This is a genomic window from Streptomyces sp. NPDC088354, from assembly GCF_044753585.1.
In the GTDB taxonomy this organism is placed as follows: Bacteria; Actinomycetota; Actinomycetes; order Streptomycetales; family Streptomycetaceae; genus Actinacidiphila.
Map to the genome: position 1 here is coordinate 16,268 of NZ_JBIVNJ010000017.1, position 25,526 is coordinate 41,793.

The following is a 25,526-nucleotide window of genomic DNA, read 5'->3' on the forward strand; positions in this document are numbered from 1 at the left end:
TGTTGCTCGCAATCCTTGGGTCGCTGATGTTGGCCGCGTCAGCGACCGGTCTTCGGGGCCTTCCAGCGGGCGATGCCGCGGGCCACAATGTTCAGGATCATGATGAAGGCGATCAGCACGAGTGCCGCGGCCCACGCCCGGTCGTAGCTGGGCTCGTTGCCGTTCTGGTACTGCTGGAAGATGTAGAACGGGAGCGAGGCCTGCGGGCCGTTGAACGGGTCGTTGTTGATCAGATTGTTTCCGAAGACCAACAGCGCGATGGGGGCGCTCTCACCGGCGATGCGGGCGACGGCGAGCATGACGCCCGTCGTGATGCCGCCGATCGCGGTGGGGACGACCACCTTCACAATGGTGCGCCACTTCGGCACACCGAGGGCGAGGGAGGCCTCGCGGAGCTCGTTCGGGACGAGCTTGAGCATCTCCTCGGTGGACCGGACGACGACCGGCATCATCAGGATGGCGAGCGCCATGGAGCCGGCGAAGCCCGAGGGGCCGAAGCCCAGCAGCAGGTTCCAGGTCGAGAGGATGAACAGACCGGCGACGATCGACGGGATGCCCGTCATGACGTCGACGAAGAAGGTGACGGCGGTGGCCAGCCGGCCCTTGCCGTACTCCACCAGGTAGATCGCGGTCAGCATGCCGATCGGGGCGGCGATCGCGGTGGCGATGCCGACCTGCTCCAGCGTGCCGATGATGGCGTGGTACACGCCGCCGCCGGCGCCGATGGTCAGGACGCCGTTCATCGAGTGCGACAGGAAGTTGCCGTCGAGGACCTTGACGCCCTTGCCGATCGTGGTGGCCAGCAGCGAGTACAGAGGCAGCGCGGCCACGACGAACGAGGCCCAGACCATGCTGGTCGCTACGCGGTCCTTGGCCTGGCGGCGGCCCTCGACCTGCGCGGTGATCACATAGGTGCCCAGGATGAACAGCAGGACCGCGATCAGGCCCCACTGGATCTTGCTGTGCAGGTCACCGAGGACACCGATGAGGACGCCGAGGACCAGCGCGCCCACGGCGATGCCCGCCGGGGCCCAACGGGGCAGCCGACGCTGGGCCAGGGGGCGGCGCGGCACGGAGGAGGCCGGCCGCTTGTCCGTTATTGCGTGGCTCATGCGTTGGCCCCCGAGTATTCCTTGCGCCGGGCGATGATCGCGCGGGCGGCGCCGTTGACCAGCAGGGTGATGAGGAAGAGCACGAGACCGGAGGCGATCAGGGCGTCGCGGCCGAACTCGTTGGCCTCACCGAACTTGGCGACGATGTTCTGCGAGAACGTGCCGCCGACCGGGTCGAGGATGTGCACCGACAGGATCGGGGCGGCGGACAGCACGGTGGCCACGGCCATGGTCTCACCGAGCGCGCGGCCGAGGCCGAGCATCGAGGCGCTGATGATGCCGGAGCGGGCGAAGGGCAGCACCGACATCCGGATGGTCTCCCAGCGCGTCGCGCCGAGGGCCAGGGCGGCCTCCTCGTGCATCCGCGGGACCTGGCGGAAGACCTCGCGGCTGACGTTGGTGATGATCGGGAGGATCATGATCGCCAGCAGGATGCCGACGGTGAAGATCGAGCGGGCCGCGCCCTGCGGGTCCTCCTTCTCGAAGATCACCGTCCAGCCCAGGTAGTCGTCCAGCCACATGTTCAGCCCGGTCAGGTGCGGCACCAGGAACAGGGCGCCCCACAGGCCGTAGATGATGCTGGGCACGGCGGCGAGCAGGTCGATGATGTACGAGAGCGGCGAGGCGAGGCGGCGCGGCGCGTAGTGCGAGATGAACAGCGCGATGCCGACCGCGACCGGGACCGCGATGATCATCGCGATGATCGAGCTGACGATCGTGCCGTAGGCCAGGACCGCGATGCCGAAGACCGGCGGGGTCGCGCTGGCGTTCCACTCGAAGGTGGTCAGGAAGTTGCCGTGGTCCTTGGAGATCGCGTTGATCGCGCGGATCGTCAGGAAGATCGCGATCGCTGCCATGATCACCAGCAGCAGGATGCCGGAACCACGGGAGAGGCCTGAGAAGATCTTGTCACCCAGGCGCGTGACAGTGCCCCCGGCCTTCTTGGCTGCCGGTGGCGGGGTAGGGGTCTGTGCGGTTATGGCCATCGGTTGTTTTCTCCGGTCTGGGTGGGGGATGGCTCCCCCGGCGGCGGTGCACCGGAAGTGCGGACGGGCCCCGCGACCGCGGTCACGGGGCCAGTCCGCGCGGGGATCAGGCGAGGGCGGCCACGGTGGCGCGCACCTTGGTGGCGATCTCGGCGGGCAGCGGCGCGTAGCCGGCGTCCGACAGGATGGCCTGGCCCTCCTCGCTGGCGGTGTAGCCCAGGAAGGACTTCACCAGCGGCAGGGTCTCGGCCTTGTTGCCCTTGTCGCAGGCGATCTCGTAGGTCACCAGGACGATCGGGTAGGCGTTGTCGGCCTTGGTGACGTACGCGTTGCCCATGTCCAGGGACAGGTCGGCACCGGTGCCGACGACCTTCGCCTCGGCGATGCCGGCGGAGGCGTTGGCCGCGGTGGCCTCGACGGGGGCGGAGGCGCCGGTGTCGATCTTGACCGTCTTGATGTCGTTGGCGGTCGCGTAGGAGAGCTCGAAGTAACCGATCGAGCCGTTGACCTGCTTGACCTGGGCGGCGACACCCGAGGACTTGGCGGCCGACTGGCCACCCTTGCCCGCCCACGCCTTGGCGTGCTCGTACGGCCACGCGTCCTTGGCGGCACCGTTGAAGTACTTGGTGAGGTTGTCCGTGGTGCCGGACTCGTCCTGACGGTGGAACGTCTGGATCTTGGTGCTGGGAAGCTTGGCGTCCGGGTTCAGCTTCTTGATGGCCGCGTCGTCCCAGTTGGTGATCTTCGAGTCGAAGATCTTCGCCAGGGTCGGGGCGTCCAGGACCAGGTTGTCCACGCCGGACACGTTGTAACCGATGGCGATGGGGCCGCCGACCATCGGGATGCTGATGCCGGTGCCGGTCTTGCAGACCTTCTTCGACGCGTCGATCTCTTCCGGCTTCAGCGGCGAGTCGGAGCCCGCGAAGCTGTCCGTGCCGTTGTTGAAGTCGATGATGCCCTCACCGGAGGAGGACGCCTTGTAGTTGACCTGCGCGCCGTTGCAGGCCTGCATGTAGTTCTTGACCCAGGCGTCCATGGCGTTCTGCTGCGCCGAGGAGCCGGAAGCGAGGAGCTGGCCGCCCTTGTCAGCGCACTTGATGCTGCTGGAGGACGAGGCCGCCGGCGACGCGGTGCTGTCGCCGCCGGCCTCGTTGTTGTTGTCCGAGCCGCAAGCAGTGAGGACGAGGGCGCCCGAAACCGCGACCGCGCCGACGGCCAGGGCGCGGAGCCCGCTCTTACGCTGAAGCTTCACCTTCGGTGATTCCTTCCTGAAGCCCGCCGGTGGACGGCGAAGCAGAGGTATGGATTTCTGCATCCACCCGGCGGCGTTCGCTCACCGGTACGGCCGAAATTAGGCAGATGAGATGACACGGCCGAAGGGGCTGCGTGAACGCAAGGTGAACCTCGCATATCAGTGCGGTGTGCCCCTGTGACCGGGGACACGTCCAAGCCGGGCCATTGTCACTCGGCAGGGGTCCGCAGAAAGGCATCGACCACGGGTCGGTCACGCTCGTGGGTGAGGCGATGGCGTGCCGCGACCGGCGGCAGCCAGACCATGCGGTCCACCTCGCGATTCGGGACGAACGCCCCCAGGGCGGCCTTCGCCGCCCAGTAGCGGACGACTTTGGGGCGCCCCGCGACCACGTACATCGACGACGGCAGCGGCACGCCGAGCACGCAGTCGAGGCCCGTCTCCTCCCTGACCTCGCGGCGGGCGCCGTCGACCGCGGTCTCACCGCGCTTGAGCTTGCCCTTGGGCAGTGACCAGTCGTCGTACTTGGGACGGTGGACCAGTGCGATCTCCAGGCCGCCGTCGATCGGGGAGCGGCGCCACAGGACCGCTCCCGCGGCCAGGATCGGGGTGTCGGCGGTGGCGGGGATGGCGGCGCTCCCTTCGTGCTGCGGGACTGCGGTGCGGGGGCCGTCGCTAGCGGCCCCACAGGTGGGCGAAGGCGTAGCGGGCGGCCTCCACCTCCAGGCGCTGGTCCGCGTGGAGGACGCCCAGCGCGTAGGCCGTGGCCGGGGCGATCCGCGGGGTGCGTGCCGCGGCCGTGACCGCCGCCGCCGCCTCCGCCGCCTCCCGGTGCTGCTCCAGCACCCGGGCCGCGGCGGTGAGCCGGGCGGTGGGGTCGCCTTCGTCGTACGGGAAGACCTCCTGCGCGTAGCGGCGCAGGCGCAGCAGGACGCGGACCCGGTTCCACGGCACGTCCTGGCGCTCGGCCACCAGTTCGGTGGCCAGGGCGGCGTAGAGCGCGTCGGCGTTGTACGGGTGCCGGGCGCGGGCCAGGGCCAGATGCCCGGCGGCCTCGTTCAGCCGGGCGTGCGCCTTCTCGGCGAGCGGGGGCAGCACGGCCTCGGCGGGTTCGTGCGCCGCGGGGGTCAGCGGCACCTCGGAGGCGAGCAGCGCCACCGCGTCGACCACGGCGTGGAAGCGGGAGGAGCCCACCGCCTGCAGGGCGGCGGAGTGCGCGCGGGTCCGGGCCAGGGTGAGCTGGCGCTCCAGCAGGGCGCCGGCCCGGGCGGCGCCCACGGCCAGGGGGCCCGTGCCGGTCCCGCGCTCGGCGGCGGCCGGGGAGGGTGCGGGGGTGCGCCGGCCGGTGGCCGCCCGGGCCGCGCCGACCAGGGCCTCGGTGCCCTCGGCCGTGCGCGCCGGGCCCTCGCGGAGGGTCTCGGCGGTGCCGGCGCCGTTCCTGCGGTCGGCGCGCAACGGCTCGGCCGCCTCCGGGCGGTCCGCGGCGGGGACGTCGCCCCCGCCGGCCGCCGGGAGCCACAGCTCGTCGTCGGCCTGCGACGCCGCGGCCGTACCGGCGGCCTCCTCGGCGGAGGCGAGTCGCTGCAGCGCGGTGATCAGCCGGGTCAGGCGCGCCGCGTACTGGTGCTCGCGGCCCAGGGTGCCGGACAGCCAGCCGAGTTCGGCCCGCAGGGGCTCCGCCCAGGCGGGGTCGGTCAGGGACCCGTACGTGTGCAGGGCGCCGGCGATGCGGCGCGCCGAGCGGCGCATGAGGCGGCCCGCCTCGGCGCTCTCGTCCTGCGGACGGCCGGGCTCGCCCTCGCGGGGAGCCAGGGCACGCAGGAAGCCGGTGGCCTGGTCGCGCAAGTACTGTTCGAGCACGGTGCCGGCGTCACGGCCGGGAAGCCCGCCGGCGGTGAGGCCGGCGGGCGTCTCTGCCGCCGTGTCAGGGTGTCGCTGGGCCACGCCGGCGCCTCCGCGCGTCGATGAGCATCTCCTGGATATGGGGCAGCGGACGCCCTTCGGCGTCGGTGCTGTGCCGGGTCCAGTCCCCGTCGGAGCCGAGCCACCAGGACGAGGTCTCGTCCGATGTGCCGGTCTCCAGCAGGCGGTTCAGGGAGGCGCAGTGGGCGGCGTCGGAGACCCGTACCAGCGCCTCGATCCGGCGGTCGAGGTTGCGGTGCATCATGTCGGCGCTGCCGAGCCACACTTGCGGGTCGCCGCCGTTGGCGAAGATGAAGACCCGGGAGTGCTCGAGGAAGCGGCCGAGCACGCTGCGCACGCGGATGTTCTCCGACAGGCCCGGGACGCCGGGGCGCAGCGCGCAGATGCCGCGGACCCAGATGTCGACGGGCACGCCCGCCATGGAGGCCTGGTAGAGAGCGTCGATGATCGCCTCGTCGACCATCGAGTTGACCTTGATGCGGATGTAGGCGGGGCGGCCCTCGCGGTGCTTGGCGATCTCCCCGAGGATGCGCTCTATCAGCCCGTGGCGCAGGCTGCGCGGAGCCACCAGCAGCCGGTTGTAGGACTCGCGGCGCGAGTAGCCGGACAGCCGGTTGAACAGGTGGGAGAGATCGGCGCCGACCTGCGGGTCGGCGGTGAGCAGCCCCAGGTCCTCGTACAGCCGCGCCGTCTTGGGGTGGTAGTTGCCGGTGCCGACGTGGCTGTAGCGCCGCAGGTTCTCGCCCTCCTGGCGGACCACCAGCGACAGCTTGCAGTGCGTCTTCAGCCCGACCAGGCCGTAGACCACGTGGCAGCCGGCCTCCTCCAGCTTGCGGGCCCACTTGATGTTGGCCTGCTCGTCGAAGCGCGCCTTGATCTCGACCAGCACCAGCACCTGCTTGCCGGCCTCGGCGGCGTCGATCAGCGCGTCCACGATCGGCGAGTCGCCGGAGGTGCGGTACAGCGTCTGCTTGATCGCCAGCACGTCGGGGTCCTGGGCGGCCTGCTCCAGGAAGCGCTGCACGGAGGTGGAGAAGGAGTTGTACGGGTGGTGCAGCAGCACGTCGCGCTCGCGCAGCGCCGCGAAGACGTCGGTGGCGTGCGCGGACTCGACTTCGGCGAGGTCCGGGTGGGTGCCGCCGACGAACTTGGGGTACTTCAGCTCCGGCCGGTCCTGGCCCGCGACGGCGAACAGCCCGGTCAGGTCGAGCGGGCCGGGCAGCGGGTAGACCTCCGCGTCCGCGATGTTCAGCTCCTGGACCAGGGTGTCCAGCGCCTTGGCGGAGATCGACTCCTCGACCTCCAGCCGGACCGGCGGGCCGAAGCGGCGGCGCAGCAGTTCCTTCTCCAGGGCCTGGAGGAGGTTCTCGGTGTCGTCCTCCTCCACCTCCAGGTCCTCGTTCCGGGTCACCCGGAACATGTGGCTGTCGAGCACCTCCATGCCCGGGAAGAGCTCCTCCAGGTGCGCGGCGATGACGTCCTCGAGCGGGACGAAGCGCTGCGGGCCGGCCTCCAGGAAGCGCGACAGGATCGGCGGGACCTTCACACGGGCGAAGTGGTCGTGGCCGGAGACCGGGTTGCGCACGGTGACGGCCAGGTTCAGGGACAGGCCGGAGATGTACGGGAACGGGTGCGCCGGGTCGACGGCCAGCGGGGTCAGCACCGGGAAGATCTTGTTCCGGAACAGCGTGAACAGCCGGGCCTGCTCCTGCTCGGTGAGGTCGCCCCACCGGATGATGTGGATGTCCTCCGCGGCCAGTTGCGGGGCCACCTCGTTCTGGAAGCAGGCGGCGTGCCGGGCCATGAGCTCGCGGGAGCGGGTGAGGATGTTGTCCAGCACCCGGCTCGGGGACAGCCCGGAGGCCGAGCGCTGGGCCACGCCGGTGGTGATGCGGCGCTTCAGTCCGGCGACCCGGACCATGAAGAACTCGTCCAGGTTGCTCGCGAAGATCGCCAGGAAGTTGGCGCGCTCCAGCAGCGGGGTCGCCGGGTCCTCGGCGAGTTCCAGCACCCGCTCGTTGAAGGCCAGCCAGCTCTGCTCCCGGTCCAGGAAGCGATCGGCGGGCAGCTCGAGGCCCTCCGGCACGGTCTTCTCCAGGACGGTCCCCACCGCGACGGCCGTGCCGTCCTCGTCGGACGTCCGCTGCCGGGCGTCCATGCGGGTGATCTCGGGGTGCAGCGGGGGCACCACGTGCGGCCGGCCGTACCCGGGAGAGGCCTCGGACTCGGAGGACGCATGGGTGTCGCGCTCGGAATCCGACCGGTCGGTCCCCGCGTCGGTGGGGTGTTTCATCGAGGCCATGGGTGCGAGCCCTCCTCAGGATCCGGCACGACGTTCACGTGGACGGCGGCGCACGGAACCCGGCCGCCTGCCATGCCCCCATTGTCCCCGGACCCGGCGGATACCGGCAGGTCGGGGAGGGTCGGGCAGGAGGTGGCGGGCGGCTGCATTCAGTGATGCTCGCAAGCGATTTTGAATCGCCGGTAACGGTCAGGTGGCGGTCAGGGAAGCGCCGCGCGTACCGGCCGTGACCGTGTGATCGCCCCGGAGGGGCGCCCACGGGTCCCGCGGAGGGTCCGGTTCCCGTCCGTCACGTCCCGCGCGGCGTGCCGCCGGGGCACCGGCGCGCCCGCTGTGCCGTCCGGCCGTTCAGCTCTCCGTGCGGTACATCAGGTCGACCTCGTGGGTGGTGAAACCGAGGCGTTCGTAGACGGCGACCGCGGGGGCGTTGTCGGCGTCCACGTAGAGCATCGCGGTCGGCAGCGCGCGGTCCCGCGCGAGGTGGCGCAGGCCGATCAGGGTGAGGGCGCGGCCGAGGCCGCCGCCCTGCTCCTCGGGACGGATGCCGAGGACGTAGACCTCGCCCAGGCCCTGCTGGGCGTGGACCTTGGTCCAGTGGAAGCCGGCGAGGCGGTCGCCGCGGAACGCCAGGAAGAAACCGGCGGGGTCGAACCAGGGCTCGGCCATGCGGTCGTCGAGGTCGCGCTGGGTGAGGCTGCCCTGCTCGGGGTGGTGGGCGAAGGCGGCGGCGTTCACCGCGAGCCACGCCGCGTCGTCCTGGCCGGGGACGAAGGGGCGCACGGTGACGCCCTCCGGGAGCACCGGCTCGGCCAGCGGCGGGCCGCCCGCCCCCTCCACCGCGCCGTCCAGGGGGCGGCGCATCTGGCGCAGCTCGCGGAAGAGGGCGAGGCCGAGCAGCCCGGCCAGGTGCCGCGCGGCCGGGTGGCCGCCGTGCGCCCACACCCGCAGCCGCTTGCCGGAGGCCGCGAGCAGCGCGTGCCCGAGGGCGCGGCCGTGGCCCTGGATGCGGTGGTCGGGGTGGATGACCATCTCGGCGGCCGGGGCCTCGACGGGGTCGGTGTCCTCCAGCTGGGCGTAGCCGACCAGGGTGCCGTCGGCCTCGACCAGCAGGTGGCGGACGCCCTCGCGGGCGCCGCCGCGCAGGTGGATGCGGCCCTGCTCGGACACCGCCGCCTGGCCGTCGGCCGTCGCCGCGTCCTCGATCAGCGCCAGTACCGCGTCGGCGGTCTGCGGGGTGAGCTCGTTCACCGTCTCGATCCGGCGGGGGCCCACCGCGGTCTGCTGCGCTGCTGCGTCGGTCATGGAACTGAGCTTACGACCGCTCGGCGCCGCGGGGAGTCCACCGGAACCACCATCGCGGCCCCGCAGGCCACGGCCGCCGCGGCGGCCAGGGCGGGCCAGTAGCCGGTCGCGGAGATCGCGGCCGCGCTCAGCGGCGGGACGACGGCGGCGGTGAGGTTCTGGCCGGTGTTGTGCACGCCGAGGGCGCGGCCGGACCAGGCGGGCCCGGCGCGCTCCGCGGTGGCGGTGAAGGACAGGCCGTTGGTGCTGGCGGTGATGCCGACCGACAGCACCAGGGCGGCGGCGGTGGCGGGGGAGGGGAAGGCCGCGGTGAACGCGGTCACGGCGACCACGGCGGCGGTGGCCACGGCCAGCTGCCGCATCGGGCGCAGCCGGCTGCCGGCCCGGTCCGACCAGCGGCCCGCGGCGATACGGGCGGCGGCGCCCAGCACCTGCGCGACGGCGATCAGCCGGCCGGCGTCCACCGCGGTCCAGCCGCGGGTGTCGACGAGCAGCACCAGGGCGAAGGCACCCGCCGTGAACTGCGGTACGACCAGCAGCGCGCCCGCGCCGTGGATCCGCCACAGCGCCGACGAGCCGCGGTAGGGGTTGGCGGCCGGTTCGGCCGCCGCTCCGGCCGATTCGGGGCGTGCCGGGTCGGCGGCCAGTACGGCGACGGCCGCGGCGATGAGCGCGCACACCGCGGCCAGGAAGGCGAAGGCGCCCCCGATGCCGTACGCGGTGGCCAGCGGCGGCATGGTCAGCGCGGCCACACCCATGCCCAGCGGGGTGGAGGTCTGCCGGATGCCCATGGCCAGTCCGCGTTCCCGCGCGGTGAACCAGCCCATGACCAGGCGCCCGCTCGCGGAGTACACGGAGGCGGCCGCCGCTCCGGCGAGGAAGAGCAGCGCCCCGAGCGCCGCGGTGCCGCCCCCGTTGGCCGTCACGGCCGCGGTGACGGCCAACAGCGCGCCGGCGCCGCCCAGTCCGGTGGCGATGACGACGCGCTCGCCGTGGCGGTCGGCGAGGGCTCCCCAGGCGACGAGGGCGGTGACCAGGCCTACCGTGGGACAGGCGATGAGCAGGCCGATCCGGGGCAGCGACAGATGCCCGGAGTCGCGCAACTCGGCGGCCAGATAGGGGATTCCATAGACGAACGCGCAGGCGGCGGTCTGTGCCGCGGTGCCCAGGGCCAGCATCAGCCAGCGGCGGCGCATGGTGTGCACCTCCTCGGTCGGTGGTGGGCGCAACTATGCTCCTCGACTGAATGGCGAGACAGATGATTTCGGCATGCGAGACACCGGGGCGGGCCGTCCGGCATGTCCCGGACAGTGGCAACCTCCCCGTAACCGCAAAGGCACTGACAACTACGCGCGTTGACCCTAGGCTGCGGCAGGTCCTCTCCTCTTAACCCTTCGCTCACGTCTAAGGGGATCCACCCATGTCTGCGAACCATCCCCGGCGTCACGCCGCCCGCAAGGCCGCCGCGGCGGCCACGGGCCTCGCGGCGCTCGGCGCGCTCGCCATCGCGATGCCGACGGCCCAGGCGCACGAATCCCGGCACAGTGCGGAGCGCGACCGCACCGTGGACCTCCAGATGCTCGCGATCAACGACTTCCACGGCAACCTGGAGCCCCCGGCCGGCTCCTCCGGCCGTGTCACCGAACTCCAGGCGGACGGCACCACCAAGACCGTCGACGCCGGCGGTGTGGAGTACCTGGCCTCCAGCCTGCGCAGCGCCCGGCAGGGCCACAAGCGCACCGTGACGGTCGCGGCCGGTGACATCGTCGGCGCCAGCCCGCTGCTGTCGGGCCTGTTCCACGACGAGCCGACCGTCGAGGCCATGAACAAGCTGGGCCTGGACGTCACGGGCGTGGGCAACCACGAGTTCGACGAGGGCAAGGACGAGCTGCTCCGCCTGCAGAAGGGCGGCTGCCACCCGACGGACGGCTGCTACGAGAAGGGCCGCAAGTTCAAGGGCGCCGACTACCCGATCCTGTCGGCGAATGTCGTCAACGAGAAGACCGGCAAGCCACTGCTCGCGCCGTACACCATCGAGCACATCAAGGGCATCAAGGTCGGCTTCATCGGCGTCACCCTGGAGAGCACGCCGGACATCGTCACGGCCGAGGGCGTCAAGGGCCTGAAGTTCCTCGACGAGGTCGAGACGATCAACAAGTACTCCAAGGAGCTCAAGTCCAAGGGTGTCAACGCGATCGTCGCCCTGGTCCACGAGGGCGGCTTCCCGGCCTCCGGCTCCTACAACTACGACTGCGACGCGGGCGGTGACGGCAAGGGCCTGTCCGGCCCGATCGTCGACATCGCCAAGAACACCTCGCCCGACGTCGACGCGCTGATCACGGGGCACACCCACAACGCGTACGTGTGCACCATCCCCGACCCCAAGGGCAACGACCGCCTGGTCACCAGCGCCGCCTCCTTCGGCCGGCTCTACACCGAGCTGAACATGAAGTTCGACAAGCGCACGGACGACATCGTCCGCGCCTCCGTCGTCGGCTCCAACCACGTCGTGGACCGCACGCAGACCAAGGCCGCGGACATGACCCAGCTCGTCGGCCACTGGCAGACGCTGGCCGCCCCGGTCGCCAACCGGACCGTCGGCTGGATCTCCCAGGACATCACCCGCAACGGCAACGAGTCGCCGCTCGGCGACCTCATCGCCGACGCGCAGCTGGCCTACGGCAGGACCCTGGACCCGGGCACCGACCTGGCCCTGATGAACCCCGGCGGCATCCGCACCGACCTGGTGCACAAGGCCTCCGGCTCCGAGGGCGACGGCGTGGTCACCTACGCCGAGGGCTTCGCCGTGCAGCCGTTCAGCAACACGGTCAACCTCAAGGACCTGACCGGCGCCCAGCTGATCACCGTGCTGCAGCAGCAGGTGAGCGGCGCCAACGCCGCGGCGCCGAAGATCCTGCAGATCTCCGCGGGCCTCACCTACACGCTGGACCTCACCAAGACCGGCGCCGACCGCGTCGTGGCCGGTTCGGTGAAGCTCGGCGGCGTCCCGGTCGACCCCGCGGCCACCTACCGCGTCGCGATGAACAACTTCCTCGCGGGCGGCGGCGACGGCTTCGGCGAGCTGGCCAACGGCACCAACCAGGTCGTCGGCGGCGACGACCTGGCGGCCTTCAACGCCTACCTGACCGCCAACTCCTCGGCCTCCGCGCCGCTGGCGGCCCCGGCGGCGAACCGGATCACCGTCGTCCAGTAACCGGCACCGCGGCACAGCCGGTTGCCATGAAGGGGCGGCCGTCCACCGGGACGGCCGCCCCTTCGGCTCGCCGCCGCCTCGACCGTGCGGGTGACAGCGGGCGGGGCCCCGGATCACGCCGGAGGACCGGGTAGGCCCTCGCCGGCACCCCGCCCGCACCGGCGGCCGCGGTGCCGCGGCACCGACCCCGGTCGGCGGGGGCACGGCGCATCTCCATACCCTGTGCGCATGACGACGACGGAGCGACGGCGGTTCAGGTCGGGCACGGTGATCCTCGGGGGCATGGGTGTGCTCGCCGCGGCCCTGGCCGCCTGCGGCTCGGAGCCCGACAAGCGCTGCGTGGACCCCGACACGTACAAGACCCTGCCGGAGTCGAGGTGCGAGAGCGGCGGCAGCGGGCACTACTACTACGGCGGCAGCGTCCGCGGCGGGAAGGCCCGGGGCGGCAGCTTCGACGAGTCGTCCGTGAAGACCGGCGGCTTCGGCGGCCACGGCTCGGGTCACCGCTCCGGCGGCGGCTGATGCGGCGCCGCACCGCGGAACCGCGCCCCGACTGGCAGCGGATCGTCGAGGACCAGGGCGTCGTCTACCCGCTGACCCGCCACCCGGACGGGACGCTGCGCCCCTACTGGGACGAGAGCGCCTACTACGAGTTCTCGCTGCCCGAGGTCGAGGAGCTGGAGCGGACCGTCGCCGACCTGCACGCGATGTGCCTGGCCGCGGCCGCGCACATCGTCGAGCGGGACCGCTTCGCCGACCTCGGCATCCACGACCCCCGGCTCGCCGCCCGGATCGCCGAGTCCTGGCGGCGCAGGACCGAACTGCCCAGCCTCTACGGGCGCTTCGACCTGCGTCACGACGGCGCCGGGGGCCCGGCCAAGCTGCTGGAGTACAACGCCGACACCCCCACCTCCCTGGTGGAGGCGGCCAGCGCCCAGTGGTTCTGGATGGAGGACCGGTTCCCCGGCGCCGACCAGTGGAACTCGCTCCACGAACGCCTGGTCGCCGCGTGGAAGCGGCAGGCCCCCCTGCTGCCGCCCGGGCCCGTGCACTTCGCGCACTCCGAGGGCGACGAGCTCGGCGAGGACCTGATGACGGTGGCCTACCTGCGCGAGACCGCCGAGCAGGCGGGTCTCGAGACCCGCGCCCTGTCGGTGGAGTCGATCGGCTGGGACGGGCTGTCGCGGCGCTTCGTCGACGACCGGCTGGGGTTCATCCGCAGCTGCTTCAAGCTCTACCCCTGGGAGTGGCTGGCCGACGACCCCTTCGGCGGCCACGTCCTGGACACCCTCGACAACGGCGGCGGCACCGGCAGCACCTGCTGGATCGAGCCCGCCTGGAAGATGCTGCTGTCCAACAAGGCGCTCCTGGCGGTGCTGTGGGAGCTCTACCCCGGCCACCCCAACCTGCTCGCCGCCCACCTCGACGGCCCGCGCGCGCTGGCCGCCACGACCGGCTGGGTCGCCAAACCGCTGCTGGGCCGCGAGGGCGCGGGCGTCACCGTCCACCGCGCCGGGGAGCCCGCGGCCGTACGGGACGACGAGGCCTGCTGCTACCAGGAACTGGCCCCGCTGCCCGTCTTCGACGGCAACCACGTCGTGCTGGGCGCCTGGGTCGTGGACGGCGAGCCGGCCGGACTCGGCATCCGCGAGTCGGCGGGCCCGGTCACCGACGAGTACGCCCGCTTCGTGCCGCATGTCATCCGCTGACCCGCACCACGGACGGCGCGCCCCCGACGGGGAGGGCCCCGGCGCGGGGATGCTGACACCGTGACCGGAGCACCCCGCGCGGACGTGTGGCTGCTGCTCGGCCACGGCGTCGAGGAGAGCCCGGTCGTCAGGCGCCTCCGGGCCGCCTTCGCCGAGGAGTTCGGGCCGCGCTGCGCCGTCGTCCGCACCGCCGACCTGCTGCTCGGCGTCCGTACGGGCCGGCTGTCGCTGCACGGTCTGGACGGCCGGCCCGTCGCGGCCCCCCGGGTCGTGTTCGCCCGCATGATGTCGCCGGGCCTGGGCGCCGATCGCGAGATCACGCTGCTGCGCCATCTGGAGGCGTTGGGCGCGGTCCTGGTCAACCCCATCGACTCCGTCATGGCCTGCGTCAACAAGGTGTGGCAGCTGCAGCAACTCGCCCTCGCCGGGCTGCCGGTGCCGGACACCCTCAGCTACGCCGACGCCCCGCTGGAGGCCGTGCTCGACGCCCCGGGCATGGTGCCGCAGCCGTGCGTGGTCAAGGCGGTGCGCGGGCACCGCGGACGACGGGTCTTCCTCGCCCCGGACACCGCGATGCTGCGGGACGTCCAGGGCAGCCTGCGGCACGAGACGCCGTACCTCTTCCAGGAGTACGTGGCGCACTCCCACGGCCGCGACCTGCGCGTGGTGGTCGTCGACGGCCGGGCCGTGGCCGCCCAGACCCGCACTGGCGACGGCACCGGCCTCACCTCCAACCTCGCCCGGGGCGGCACCGCGACGCCCTGCCCCGGGCGCCACCCCCGGGCCGAGGCGCTGGCCGTGCGCGCCGCCGGGGTGCTGGGGCTCGCCGTGGCCGGAGTGGACCTGCTCTTCGCGCCGGACGGGGAGTTCGTCCTGTGCGAGGTCAACGCCAACGTGGGCTGGGGAGAGGCGATGGCCGAGGTGGCGCCGGCCGTCGTCGCCGCGTGCGCCGCGCGGCTGCCGGGCGGCGCGCCGAGCGCAGGGTGACACCCCGGCAGCGGTGCGTACGAGATTTCCCGTTCGCCCGTCCCGCGGCGGGCGGTTACCGCCGGAAACACTTTCCTCGACAGTAACTTGTGGCGCACCATGGGCACCCCCGTCCCTCCAGGCCCATCAATGCGTCCGGGTGGTCATCCGTGTCCCAACCGCACAAGGCGCCCGTCTACGACGAGTTGTCCGACGCCGCTCTCACCGAGCGCGTGCGGGCCGGTGCGCCGACCGCCTACCCGGCGACCGAGGAACTGCGCCGCCGTCACCTGCCCGCCGTGGTCTGCTACGCCCGGCTGTGCGCCCGTGACGAGGAGTCCGCCGGCCAACTGGCGGCCCAGGCGTTCGCGTTGGCCTGGCAGGAGGTGCACCGAGGGGTCGACCCGCGGGGCGCGTGGCGGCACCGGCTGCTCATGCTCGTCCACCAGGCGGGCGCGGTGTGGGCCGCGGGCAGCCGGCGGGTCCGGCTGAACGAGGAGTACGCGGCCTTCATCGACGTGATCCGCGCCCGCGACAACGGCATGACGGCCCCGCCCGGCCTGCCGGGCATGCCCGTCCACCCGCGGCACCGACTGGCCGAGGGCTCCGCCCTGTTCGGCGCCTTCGCTGCCCTGCGGCAGAGCACACAGGGCATCCTCTGGCACACCGTCGTCGAGCGGACGCCGGAGGCCGACGCGGCGCTGTGGACCGGGGAGAGGCGCTCCGAGATGGCCGACCTCGGGGCCCGGGCGCTGGACGCGTACCGCGAGTCCTACCTGCGCACCTATCTGGATCGCAGCGAGGACCCGGCGTGCCGGGGCTTCGGCCGCATCCTGGACGCCGCCGCCCGCCGCGACGACGCGCGGCAGAACGAGGACCTGGAGCGGCACCTCGCCGGGTGCGCCGACTGCGCCAAGGCCCTGGAGTTCCTGATCGTGCTGGAGCGCGACCCGCGCCCCCTGCTCGGCACGGCCCTGGTGGCCTGGGCCGGGCCCGCCTACCTCGCGGCGCTCGCCGCGCCCGCGCCGCCCCCCGCCCCGCCGGCCGCGCCCGCGCCGGTCTCCCGCCGCAAGCCGCGACCGGGCCCGCTCACCTGGCTCACCCGGCTCGTGCGGCCGGCCGCACCCGCGCCGGTCTCCCGCCGCAGGCCGCGACCCGGCCCCCTCTCCCGGTTCACCCGGTTCACCCGGTTCGCCGGGCCCGCCCGGCTCGTGCGGCTGCGCAGCCGCTACCCGACGCCGCTGATCACGCTGGTGCTGGCCTCCGCCGCCGTCGCGGCCGTCACCGGCCTGGTGTACGCCGCCGGCGACGACGCCCCGGCGGGCAGTCAGGCCGGCCAGGCGCCGCCGGTCCTCCCGTCGGCCTCCGTCACCGTGACGGCGACCGCGACGGCCACGGCGACCGCCACGGTCACCGGCCCGCCCACGGCCGGCGCGACCGGGACCACCGCGCCGCCGTCCCCGTCGCGGACGCCGAGCGGGGCCGCGTCGTACCGCATCCCGGCCGTGCCCACGAAGACGCCCGCGCCGAAGCCGCCCGCGCCGAAGCCGCCCGGCAGCGGCTTCGCCCAGGTCGTGAACGGCGACTCCGGTCTGTGCCTGGACGTGCGCGACGAGGACTTCTCCAACGGCTCGGATGTCATCCTCGCCGGCTGCGACCCCGACTCGGCCGCGCAGCGGTGGCGGGTGGAGCCCCAGGGCGTGCTGCGCAACGGCGGTGACTCCGACTACTGCCTCGACTCCCGCGGCGACACCGACCGCGGGCTCGGCGTCTGGAACTGCTCGTCCGCCGACGGCCGGCACGCCGAGAACCTGTTCTTCCTCGTCGACGGTCTCGGCCGCATCCGCCCGCAGATCGACCTCGGCGTCGCCGCCGCCCCCGACGGTGACGCGCCGGGCTCCACACTGTCGTTCGTCCCGGCGGGCAACGCCGCCGACCAGCGCTGGCAGGCCGGCTAGCGACGGCCCGCCGGCCGGCGAGGACCGGTCAGGCGTCGTCCCCGGCGGGCGGGATCGGCCCGCCCGGAAGGTAGACCACCGCCGTGGTGCCGCCGCCGCTCGCGGGCTGCAGGCGCACGGTGCCGTCCGCCTGCTCCACGGTGCGGGCCACGATGGACAGGCCGAGGCCCGAACCCGGCAGGCTGCGCGCGGACGTGGAGCGCCAGAAGCGCTCGAAGACGTGCGGCAGGTCCTCGGGCGGCACGCCCGGGCCGTGGTCGCGGACGGTCAGCTCACCGCCGTGCAGGGCCACTTCCACCGTCCCGGCCGGCGGGCTGAACTTCACCGCGTTGTCGAGCAGATTGATCACGGCCCGCTCCAGTGCGCCGGGTTCGGCCCGTACGTACCACGGCGCCAGCTCCGAGGTGATCTTCAGGTCCGGGCCGGTGCGCAGCCGGGCCCGCTCCAGGGCGGCTTCCACCGCCTCGTGGAAGGCCACGGTCTGCAGCGGCCCGCCACCCTGCACCGCCTGCGGACGGGACAGCTCCTGGAGGTCCCCGATGAGCGCCGCCAGCTCGCCCATCTGGGCCTTCACCGAACTGAGCAGCTCCTTCCGGTCCTGCGGCGGCAGCGCCCTGCCGGTCATCTCGCTGCGTTCCAGCAACTCGATGTTGGTGCGCAGCGAGGTGAGCGGGGTGCGCAGCTCGTGGCCGGCGTCGGCGATCAGCTGCTGCTGCAGCTCCTGGGAGGAGGACAGGGCGGCCGTCATCGCGTTGAAGGACGCCGACAGGCGCGCGATCTCGTCGTCGCCGTGCACCGGGATGCGGACGGTGAGGTCCTCGGTGCGCGCGATGTGCTCGACGGTCCGGGTGAGCCGGTCCACCGGCTTCAGTCCCGCGCGGGCGACCGCGAGGCCGGCGACGCTGGCGCCGATCACCCCCAGGCCGCCGACGGCCAGCAGGACCAGGCCCAGGGTGTTGAGCGACTGGGTGACCTCGTCCAGCGGGCGGGCCACCGTGTAGGCCCCGTCGGTGTTGAGCAGCGGCAACGTCACGGCGCGGTACTGGTTGCCGTCCGAGCCGGTCACCGTGTGCAGGGCCTCGCGCAGCGTGCCCTTGGCCACGTCGGTGTCCGCCGAGGTGACGTGCAGCGACTGGGAGCCCTGGATGACACAGCTGGCGCCGGTCCGCGAGACGACCTGGACGGTGGAGTTGAAGGGGTTGGGGGCCTGGTCGTCCGAGGCGGGCGGCTCGGTCGTGCACAGCCCCGCGCGCAGCTGGTCGACGACCCTCTGCGGGGGCATCCGGTTGTCGCGCAGCGAGTTGTCCAGCGAGTTCATGAGGGTCCCGCGCACGAAGAACCAGCACAGCAGCGCACTCGCGGTCACCGCCGCCGCGACCGCCACCGCCGTCAGGATCGCCAGCCGTGACCGCAGCGGCAGGGAACGGAAGCGCACCAGCCGGCGCATCAGGCCTTGCCCTCCGCGTTGCGCAGCACGTAACCGACACCCCGGACGGTGTGGACGAGCCGGGGGAGGCCGCCGGCCTCGGTCTTGCGGCGCAGGTACATGACGTACACGTCCAGGGAGTTGGAGCTCGGCTCGAAGTCGAAGCCCCACACGGCCTTGAGGATCTGCTCCCGGGTGAGCACCTGCCGCGGGTGGGTGAGGAACATCTCCAGCAGCGTGTACTCGGTGCGGGTCAGCTCCACCGGCTGCCCGGCCCGGGTGACCTCGCGGGTGGCGGTGTCCATCCGCAGGTCGCCGAAGGCCAGCCCGCTCTCCTCGGCGCCGCCGCCGGACAGTCCGGAGGCGTACGAGCTGCGCCGCAGCAGCGCCCGCAGCCGGGCGAGGAGTTCGTCGAGCTCGAAGGGCTTGACGAGGTAGTCGTCGGCCCCGGCGTCCAGCCCGGTGACGCGGTCGCCGACCGTGTCGCGGGCGGTGAGCATGAGGATCGGGGTGGTGGTGCCGCTGGACCGCAGGCGGCGGGCGGTGGTGAGGCCGTCCATGCGCGGCATCAGCACGTCCAGGACGATCGCGTCCGGCCGGTAGACGTCCACCTGGTCGAGTGCGGCCAGGCCGTCCTCGGCGAGGGCGGTCTCGTAGCCCTCGAAGGCGAGGCTCCGCTTCAGCGCCTCACGGACCGCGGGCTCGTCGTCCACGATCAGGATGCGGGCCGGGGCCTCGCCGTTCTCGCCGGGGCTCATGGGTCTTCCACCTCGTGCAGGGAGTCGTCGGGGACGGGGGGTCGTCGGGGACGGGGGATGCGGTGCGGCGGTGCTGCTGCCTTCCTAGCCTTGCACGAGGGCCAGACGGTGCGCGGCGCGCGAGCGGCGGGCGTACCGGCGGGCGTACCGGCGGTTGGCGGCGATCTCGGGCTCCCGCGGCGCCTGGGCCGGGAAGTGGATCAGCGCGAGGTCCGCGGGGCCGGCGGGGACACCGGCGGGGTGCAGGGCGGTGCTGAGGATGACGTTCATGACGGTCCGTCCCTTCGGGAGGGAGCGGTCAGCTGTCGCTGCCGCCGTTGCGCAGGGTGTCGAGGTCGGCCTTGACGGTGTTGACCGGGATCGCGAACCCGAGGCCGATGCTGCCGGCGGTGCTGTCGCCGGCCGAGGACGAACTGGCCGAGTACATGGCCGAGTTGATGCCGATGATCTCGCCGTTCATGTTGATCAGGGCGCCACCGGAGTTGCCAGGGTTGAGCGAGGCGTCGGTCTGGATCGCCTTGTAGGTGGTCGTGGACGAGCCGACGTCGCCGTTGTACTGGCCGCCGCCGAACTGGAACGGCCACGGGCTGTCGCCGCCGCCGTAGCCGCGGCCCTGCCGCTGGCCTCGGCTCTGGCCCTGGCCCTGGCCCTCGTCGGCGGCGACCGTGACGTTGCGGTCGAGCGCGGAGACGATGCCGCTGGTGACCGTGCCGGTCAGACCCTCCGGGGAACCGATGGCCACGACCTCGTCGCCGACCGCGACCTGGCGGGAGTCGCCGAGCGACGCCGGGGTCAGGCCGCTGACGTCCTCGGCCCTGAGCAGGGCCAGGTCCTTGGCGCTGTCGGTGCCGACCACCTTCGCGGTGGCGGTCTTCCCGGAGCTGAAGCGGACCTTGACGGTGTCCGCGCCGGAGATGACGTGGTTGTTGGTGACGATCTCGCCGCCACTGGTGACGATCACGCCAGAGCCGGTCGACCGGCCGCCGGAGGAGGTGGCGCTGACCTCCACGATGCTCGGGCTCACGGCCGCGGCGACGGAGGCGACGCTGCTGGTGCCCGTTGCGCTGGCGCCGACCACCCGGGTCGAGGTCGTGGCGGTCTGCGAGGCCGTCGCGTTACCGATCAGGGCCGCCGTCCCACCCCCGACCAGCGCCGAGACCAGAGCCACGGTGGCCACCAGCGGCACCGTCCGCCGGGACTCGCGCCGGGCGGCGGGCTCCGCCGGTGCGGGCGCGCCGTACGGGGGCTGGTGCGTCCCGTACGCGGGCGCCTGCGGCTCATAGGGCGGGGGCGGCGGGTAGGCCGCGGGACCGTTCCGGTGCTCGTCTGCGCCGCTGTCGCGGGAGGAGTTCTCGTTCATGACAACGACTGTGCGCCCCGAACATGAGAGCTCCCTGAGCGTGCCCTGAGAACCGGGGCAGAGTTCGGTATGCCCGATATAAGAAAGGAACCCGCAGGTCAGCGCCGTCCGCCGGGAACCGACCCGGCTGTGTGCGCGCCGACCTGCGGGAACGCGTCAGTGGCAGCCGCAGCTGCGCCGCACGACCAGCCGGGAGGGGAACTGCCGCAGCCGCTCCCGCCGCGATCCGGAGACCCGCAGCCCGTCGTCCAGCACCAGGTCCACCGCCGCCCGCGCCATCGCCTCGCGGTCCGAGGCGACCGTGGTCAGCGGCGGATCGGTCAGCCCGGCCTCCTTGACGTCGTCGAAGCCGGCCACGGCCAGCTCGCCGGGCACGTCGATCCGCAGCTCGCGCGCGGCACGCAGCAGCCCGATGGCCTGGTCGTCCGTCGCGCAGATGATCGCCGTCGGCCTGCCCGGCCTGGCCAGCAGCTCCAGGCCGACCTTGTAGGCGTCGTAGCGGTTGTACGGGGCCGAGAACAGCCGGCCCTCGACGCTCCGCCCGGCCTCCTGCATCGCGCGCCGCCAGCCCTCGACGTGGTCGGTGACGGGGTCGCCGGACTTCGGGGTGATCTCGGTGCCGCCGAGGCAGGCGACGTACTCGTGGCCGTGCTCCAGCAGGTGCCGTGTCGCCAGCTGGGCCCCGCCGACGTCGTCCGTCACGACCGCGACGTCGTCGATCGCCTCCGGCCGCCGGTGGAGCAGCACGACCCGCGCGTCCCAGGCGTCTATCTCGATGGCGGCGTGCTCGCTCGGTCCCTGCGAGATCAGGATCAGCCCGGACACCCGCATGCCGAGGAAGGCCCGCAGGTAGTGGACCTCGCGCTCGTCCAGGTAGTCGGAGTTGCCGACCAGCACCATCTTGCCGCGCTCGGCGGCCGCCCGTTCCACGGCGTGCGCCATCTCCGCGAAGAACGGCTGCCGGGCGTCCGGCACGATGAGGCCTATCAGGTCGGTCCGGCGGCTGGCCATCGCCTGGGCCACCCGGTCCGGGCGGTAACCGAGCTGTTTGATGGCCGCCTGCACACGCTCGCGCGTGGCCGGTGCCACCGGCCGTGGTCCGTTGTTGATGACGTAGCTGACGACCGCGGTCGACGTCCCCGCAAGCCTGGCCACATCGTCCCGCGTCACCTTTGCCACGGGCCGAGTCTACGCGGGTACACCCGCGCATCCCACTGTCTGCTCACAGCCGTGACCCGCGTGTGATCAGGCGTTGCGAGCGGCCACGGCGGCCGCCTCGGCGGACTCGGGTTCCCCGTGCGGGGCCTGGGCAGCGGACGGTTCGTCCGCCGGCCGGTCGCCCTTCTCGGGGGTGACGAAGCGGTAGCCGACGTTGCGGACCGTGCCGATCAGCGCGTCGTGCTCGGGGCCGAGCTTCGCCCGCAGCCGCCGGACATGGACGTCGACCGTGCGCGTGCCGCCGAAGTAGTCGTAGCCCCAGACCTCCTGCAGGAGCTGGGCCCGGGTGAAGACCCGGCCGGGGTGCTGGGCGAGGTACTTCAGCAGCTCGAACTCCTTGAAGGTCAGGTCCAGGACCCGGCCCTTGAGCTTGGCGCTGTAGGTGGCCTCGTCGACCGACAGGTCGCCGTTGCGGATCTCCGCCGGGCCGTCGTCGACGGTGATCTGCTGGCGGCCCATCGCCAGCCGCAGCCGGGCCTCGACCTCGGCGGGGCCCGCGGTGTCCAGCAGGACGTCGTCGATGCCCCAGTCGGCCGTCACGGCGGCCAGCCCGCCCTCGGTGACCACCAGGACCAGCGGGCAGCCCGGCCCGGTGGAGCGCAGCAGCTGGCACAGCGAGCGGACCTGCGGGAGGTCGCGCCGGCCGTCGATCAGGATCACGTCGGCGCCGGGGGTGTCCACCAGCGCCGGCCCCTCAGCGGGGGCCACCCGGACGCTGTGCAGCAGCAGCCCCAGTGCCGGGAGCACTTCGGTGCTCGGCTGGAGCGCGTTGGTCAGAAGGAGGAGTGAGCTCACCGGCCGCTCCCGTCGTTCATCGTCCGGTCATGCGTGTACCGCTTGCCCATTGCGAACCCTCCTCGGTCCCGGCGAGGACGTGTGCGTGCGCCGACACGCGCCGTCCGGAACGGCCAGGGCCGGTCCGGAAAGCACGAAAGGACCCGGGGGCGACGCTGCCCGGATCCTCTTGACCTAAGAGAATAGCCCACATGGAGTCGGTAAGTGAGCCCCCTGCTGTGCGTTCGTGTGTCCCGCCGATCGCTCGCGGTGGCCGGCGTGCGGTGCTGTTGACCGAGGACGGCGTGCGCATCGACGCCGCGTACGCGCCGGGAGGGACCCGTGACGGCTTCGCGATCGTCGTGGCGCACGGCTTCACCGGCGCGCTGGAGCGGCCCGCGGTGCGCCGCGCGGCGGAGATCTTCGGACAGGTGGACGGGGTCGGCGGCGTCGTCACCTTCTCCTTCCGCGGCCACGGGCGCTCCGGCGGCCGCTCCACGGTGGGCGACCGCGAGGTCCTCGACCTCGACGCGGCCGTGCGCTGGGCGCGCCGTGCGGGGCACCGGCGCGTCGTGTCGGTCGGCTTCTCCATGGGCGGCTCGGTGGTACTGCGACACGCGGGGCGCACAACGGCGCACGAGGGGGCGCACATTGATGCCGTCGTCTCGGTGAGCTCGCCCGCGCGCTGGTACTACCGCGGCACGGCGCCCATGCGGCGGGTGCACTGGGCCATCACCCGGCCCGCCGGACGGCTGCTCTCCCGCGGCCTGCTCGGCACCCGCATCCACCACCGGGACTGGAACCCCGTCCCCGTCCCCCCGGTGGAGGCGGTGCCCTTCATCCCGCCCACCCCGCTCCTGGTCGTCCACGGCGACCGCGACGGCTACTTCCCGCTCGACCACCCCCGCTCGCTGGCGGAGGCGGCAGGCGACGCGGCCGAACTGTGGATCGAGCCCGGCTTCGGCCACGCGGAGAACGCCGCACCGGAGGAGCTCCTGCGCCGCATCGCCGCCTGGGCGGCGGCCCGCGTCTCCTAGGCCCTGTCGCTGGGAGGTGCCCCCACCCCGCAGCGCCCGGACGACTCTCCGTCGTGCGACGCACCGCACCTGGGGGCACTGATCAGCGGCAGCCGGGGGCACCGCGGTGCCCGCCCGCCGGGCGGCCGGCGCCAATGTGACGAAAGGGCCCAGCGGCGACCCGCGGCGCCGCCGCCGCGCGGCACTGCGTCATCATGGACGGCGGCAGGACCCGCGAGGGCAAGGGGAAGGAGCCGCCATGGCGGCACACGGCACGATCCGGTACTGGGCCGCGGCCAAGGCCGCCGCCGGCGCCGCGGAGGAGCCGTACCGCGAGGGCACGCTCGCCGAGGCGCTGGCCGCCGCGCGCGAACGCCACGCGGCGCGCCCCGAGTTCGCCCGGGTGCTGTCCAACTGTTCGTTCCTGGTCGACGGGAACCCCGTCGGCACCCGGGACCACTCCGGGATCGAGCTGGCCGACGGCGGCACGGTCGAGGTGCTCCCGCCGTTCGCGGGAGGATGAGCGCGTGACCGACCACCACGACTGGTACGCCCCGGGCCCCGGGCCCATGCCGGCGCACACCCACGACAGCACGGCCGTCCTCCCGCCGGTCGGCGACGAGGACGCCGCTGCCCCGGCCCCCGGCGGGCGGGCCGCCCGGCGCCGCCAGGCCGGCCGCACCCCCGTAGAGCGCACCGGGTCCCCGATCATCGCGCCCGGCATGCAGCCCGCCGCCGTGACCGCGGCCCTCGCGCTGCTGCTGGCGGGCGGCGCCCTGCTGGGCCGCCCGGCGCTGGCCGCCGCGGCCGTGCTGCTGCAGGCGGTGACCGCGGCCGGCTGGTTCCGGCTGAACGGGATGTGGCCCGCCCGGCAGGGCATCGCGCTGGCGTTCCTGGCGGGGGTGACGGCCGAGGTCGCGGTGCTGGTGGACGGGGCCGGGAACGCCCCCGCCGTCATCGTCGGCACGCTCGGTGTGTGGCTGCTGTTCGTGCTCGTCATGCACCTGCGTCACCACGGGACGCCCGAGGAACGGCTCTCCTCGCTCACCGCGACCGCCGCCTCGACGCTGATCACCGTGCTGGCCACCGGCTTCCTCGCGGCCACCGCCGTCCCGGCGGGCAAGGACGCGGTGGTGACCGCCGTCGTCGCGGTGGCCGTGGCGGCCCTGGCGCGCGCCCTGCCGCTGCCGGCCGTGGTGTCGGTGCTGGTCGCACTCGCCGCCGCCACGGGCAGCGGGATCGCGCTCGGCCGCCTGGAGACGGCGGACGGGGCGGTGATCGCGCTGGTCGCCGGGGTGTGCGCGCTGATCGGCCTGCGGGTGGCGAGCTACGACTTCCCGTCCCGGTTCGTGCACTTCACCGCCGGCGTGGCACTGCCGCTCACCGCGGCGGCGCCTGCCGTCTACGTGATGGCCAGGGCGCTGCTGGGCTGACCCGCTAGGGTCGGGCGGCGGCACCGGCACACGTGAGTGCCGGACAGTGCCGGAAGCCACCGACGGAAACGTGAACATCACTGCGGGGGACACCTCATGCGTGCACTACGGATTCTGCTCATCCTCGTCGTGATATTCGGCGCCCTCTTCGTGGCGGTCGACCGCATCGCGGTGCACCTCGCGGAGTCCAAGGCCGCCGACCGGGTCCAGCAGACCCAGGGCCTGACCTCGAAGCCCGAGATCGACATCAAGGGCTTCCCGTTCCTGACGCAGGTGCTGGGCGAGAAGCTCGACGACGTGGAGGTGACGGCGGACGGCATCGAGGCGACCGGCACCGGCGGCCAGACGCTGCGGGTCGACCGCTTCCAGGCCGAGCTGCACGGCGTGCGCATGTCGAACGGCTTCTCCAGCGCCGTGGCCGACACCGCGACCGGATCCGCCACCCTCAGCTACGAGGACCTGAGCAAGGCCGCGCCGAGCGGGGTGAAGGTCGCCTACGGCGGCACCGACGCCGACGGCAAGGGCCGGGTGAAGGTCAGCGCGGACATCTCGACGCCGATCGGCGACATCCAGCGCAGCGTGGTGAGCGAGATCAGCGTCACCGCCAAGAACAGCATCAAACTGACGGCCGGCGAGATCCCCGGCCTGGACGCCCTGCCCTCCGAGGTGGGCGACCTGCTCCGCCAGCGGATCGACTTCACGCGCGCGCTGGCCGGGCTGCCGCAGGGCATCGAGCTGAAGTCGGTGACCGCGACGCCCGAGGGCATCACCGTCGAGGCGACCGGCACCAAGGTCGTGCTCGCCAACTGAGACGACG

The 25,526-nt window shown here is 73.1% G+C and carries 23 protein-coding genes; 9 read left to right on the forward strand and 14 right to left on the reverse strand.

Going from position 1 to position 25,526, the window contains the following annotated elements; translation table 11 throughout:
- Window positions 1-38 precede the first annotated feature (38 nt).
- The 8 genes from pstA to ACIP98_RS23770 all read right to left on the reverse strand — a co-directional run bounded on the left by pstA (window position 39) and on the right by ACIP98_RS23770 (window position 10,106).
- On the reverse strand, window positions 39-1,112 hold the full coding sequence (gene pstA, locus ACIP98_RS23735; RefSeq protein ID WP_319663463.1) for a phosphate ABC transporter permease PstA: 1,074 nt from the start codon (window positions 1,110-1,112) through the stop codon (window positions 39-41).
- Window positions 1,109-2,098 carry a phosphate ABC transporter permease subunit PstC gene (gene pstC, locus ACIP98_RS23740; RefSeq protein WP_319663464.1) on the reverse strand — a complete coding sequence of 330 codons (990 nt, stop codon included), beginning with the start codon at window positions 2,096-2,098 and terminating at the stop codon, window positions 1,109-1,111. Before pstC ends, pstA begins: the two co-directional genes overlap by 4 nt.
- Window positions 2,099-2,204: 106 nt before the next feature.
- On the reverse strand, window positions 2,205-3,350 hold the full coding sequence (gene pstS, locus ACIP98_RS23745; protein WP_401977828.1) for a phosphate ABC transporter substrate-binding protein PstS: 1,146 nt from the start codon (window positions 3,348-3,350) through the stop codon (window positions 2,205-2,207).
- Between the two features lie 209 nt (window positions 3,351-3,559).
- Window positions 3,560-3,979 carry an NUDIX hydrolase gene (locus ACIP98_RS23750; protein WP_401977917.1) on the reverse strand — a complete coding sequence of 140 codons (420 nt, stop codon included), beginning with the start codon at window positions 3,977-3,979 and terminating at the stop codon, window positions 3,560-3,562.
- Window positions 3,980-4,025: 46 nt separating this feature from the next.
- Window positions 4,026-5,294 (reverse strand): CHAD domain-containing protein, encoded by a 1,269-nt coding sequence (locus ACIP98_RS23755; RefSeq protein ID WP_401977829.1) that lies wholly within the window; start codon window positions 5,292-5,294, stop codon window positions 4,026-4,028.
- Complete coding sequence (locus ACIP98_RS23760; protein ID WP_401977830.1) at window positions 5,275-7,575, reverse strand: RNA degradosome polyphosphate kinase; 2,301 nt, start codon at window positions 7,573-7,575, stop codon at window positions 5,275-5,277. The genes ACIP98_RS23755 and ACIP98_RS23760 overlap by 20 nt, the downstream gene beginning before the upstream one ends.
- Before the next feature lie 348 nt (window positions 7,576-7,923).
- Complete coding sequence (mshD, locus tag ACIP98_RS23765) at window positions 7,924-8,877, reverse strand: mycothiol synthase (RefSeq protein ID WP_401977832.1); 954 nt, start codon at window positions 8,875-8,877, stop codon at window positions 7,924-7,926.
- Window positions 8,874-10,106 carry an MFS transporter gene (locus ACIP98_RS23770; protein ID WP_319663470.1) on the reverse strand — a complete coding sequence of 411 codons (1,233 nt, stop codon included), beginning with the start codon at window positions 10,104-10,106 and terminating at the stop codon, window positions 8,874-8,876. Before ACIP98_RS23770 ends, mshD begins: the two co-directional genes overlap by 4 nt.
- Window positions 10,107-10,297: 191 nt before the next feature.
- Here ACIP98_RS23770 and ACIP98_RS23775 point away from each other — a divergent pair, with 191 nt between their 5' ends.
- The 5 genes from ACIP98_RS23775 to ACIP98_RS23795 all read left to right on the forward strand — a co-directional run bounded on the left by ACIP98_RS23775 (window position 10,298) and on the right by ACIP98_RS23795 (window position 16,724).
- On the forward strand, window positions 10,298-12,091 hold the full coding sequence (locus tag ACIP98_RS23775; protein ID WP_401977834.1) for a bifunctional metallophosphatase/5'-nucleotidase: 1,794 nt from the start codon (window positions 10,298-10,300) through the stop codon (window positions 12,089-12,091).
- A 228-nt stretch (window positions 12,092-12,319) separates the two neighbouring features.
- The gene (locus ACIP98_RS23780; protein WP_319663473.1) at window positions 12,320-12,613 is read left to right on the forward strand and encodes a hypothetical protein; all 294 of its coding nucleotides are present in this window, start codon (window positions 12,320-12,322) and stop codon (window positions 12,611-12,613) included.
- Entirely contained in the window at window positions 12,613-13,800 is a 1,188-nt protein-coding gene (locus ACIP98_RS23785; RefSeq protein ID WP_319663474.1) for a glutathionylspermidine synthase family protein, read from the forward strand. The genes ACIP98_RS23780 and ACIP98_RS23785 overlap by 1 nt, the downstream gene beginning before the upstream one ends.
- Window positions 13,801-13,860: 60 nt before the next feature.
- On the forward strand, window positions 13,861-14,787 hold the full coding sequence (locus tag ACIP98_RS23790; RefSeq protein ID WP_319663475.1) for a RimK family alpha-L-glutamate ligase: 927 nt from the start codon (window positions 13,861-13,863) through the stop codon (window positions 14,785-14,787).
- Between the two features lie 149 nt (window positions 14,788-14,936).
- Window positions 14,937-16,724 (forward strand): ricin-type beta-trefoil lectin domain protein, encoded by a 1,788-nt coding sequence (locus ACIP98_RS23795; protein ID WP_401977836.1) that lies wholly within the window; start codon window positions 14,937-14,939, stop codon window positions 16,722-16,724.
- Window positions 16,725-16,752: 28 nt separating this feature from the next.
- Here ACIP98_RS23795 and ACIP98_RS23800 read toward each other — a convergent pair whose 3' ends face one another.
- From ACIP98_RS23800 to ACIP98_RS23825, 6 genes are all read right to left on the reverse strand, one after another.
- A complete protein-coding gene (locus ACIP98_RS23800; RefSeq protein WP_319663478.1) occupies window positions 16,753-18,171 on the reverse strand; it encodes a HAMP domain-containing sensor histidine kinase in 1,419 nt (472 codons plus the stop codon).
- Entirely contained in the window at window positions 18,171-18,908 is a 738-nt protein-coding gene (locus tag ACIP98_RS23805; RefSeq protein ID WP_319663479.1) for a response regulator transcription factor, read from the reverse strand. Before ACIP98_RS23805 ends, ACIP98_RS23800 begins: the two co-directional genes overlap by 1 nt.
- An 84-nt stretch (window positions 18,909-18,992) precedes the next feature.
- A complete protein-coding gene (locus ACIP98_RS23810) occupies window positions 18,993-19,178 on the reverse strand; it encodes a hypothetical protein (RefSeq protein ID WP_319663480.1) in 186 nt (61 codons plus the stop codon).
- A gap of 28 nt (window positions 19,179-19,206) precedes the next feature.
- Entirely contained in the window at window positions 19,207-20,268 is a 1,062-nt protein-coding gene (locus ACIP98_RS23815) for a S1C family serine protease (RefSeq protein WP_401977838.1), read from the reverse strand.
- Between the two features lie 156 nt (window positions 20,269-20,424).
- Window positions 20,425-21,447: a LacI family DNA-binding transcriptional regulator gene (locus ACIP98_RS23820; RefSeq protein WP_319663482.1), complete on the reverse strand. Its 1,023-nt coding sequence runs from the start codon at window positions 21,445-21,447 to the stop codon at window positions 20,425-20,427.
- A 66-nt stretch (window positions 21,448-21,513) separates the two neighbouring features.
- Entirely contained in the window at window positions 21,514-22,281 is a 768-nt protein-coding gene (locus ACIP98_RS23825) for a response regulator transcription factor (RefSeq protein ID WP_319663483.1), read from the reverse strand.
- Between the two features lie 191 nt (window positions 22,282-22,472).
- Between ACIP98_RS23825 and ACIP98_RS23830 the strand changes: the two genes are divergently transcribed.
- The 4 genes from ACIP98_RS23830 (at window position 22,473) to ACIP98_RS23845 (ending at window position 25,519) form a co-directional block, all read left to right on the forward strand.
- Window positions 22,473-23,297, forward strand: a complete 825-nt coding sequence (locus ACIP98_RS23830) for an alpha/beta fold hydrolase (RefSeq protein WP_319663484.1) — start codon at window positions 22,473-22,475, stop codon at window positions 23,295-23,297.
- 238 nt (window positions 23,298-23,535) lie between these two features.
- Entirely contained in the window at window positions 23,536-23,799 is a 264-nt protein-coding gene (locus ACIP98_RS23835; RefSeq protein ID WP_319663486.1) for a MoaD/ThiS family protein, read from the forward strand.
- Between the two features lie 4 nt (window positions 23,800-23,803).
- Complete coding sequence (locus tag ACIP98_RS23840) at window positions 23,804-24,709, forward strand: hypothetical protein (protein WP_401977840.1); 906 nt, start codon at window positions 23,804-23,806, stop codon at window positions 24,707-24,709.
- 96 nt (window positions 24,710-24,805) lie between these two features.
- Window positions 24,806-25,519 carry a DUF2993 domain-containing protein gene (locus ACIP98_RS23845; RefSeq protein ID WP_319663487.1) on the forward strand — a complete coding sequence of 238 codons (714 nt, stop codon included), beginning with the start codon at window positions 24,806-24,808 and terminating at the stop codon, window positions 25,517-25,519.
- The last annotated feature ends 7 nt before the right edge of the window (window positions 25,520-25,526 follow it).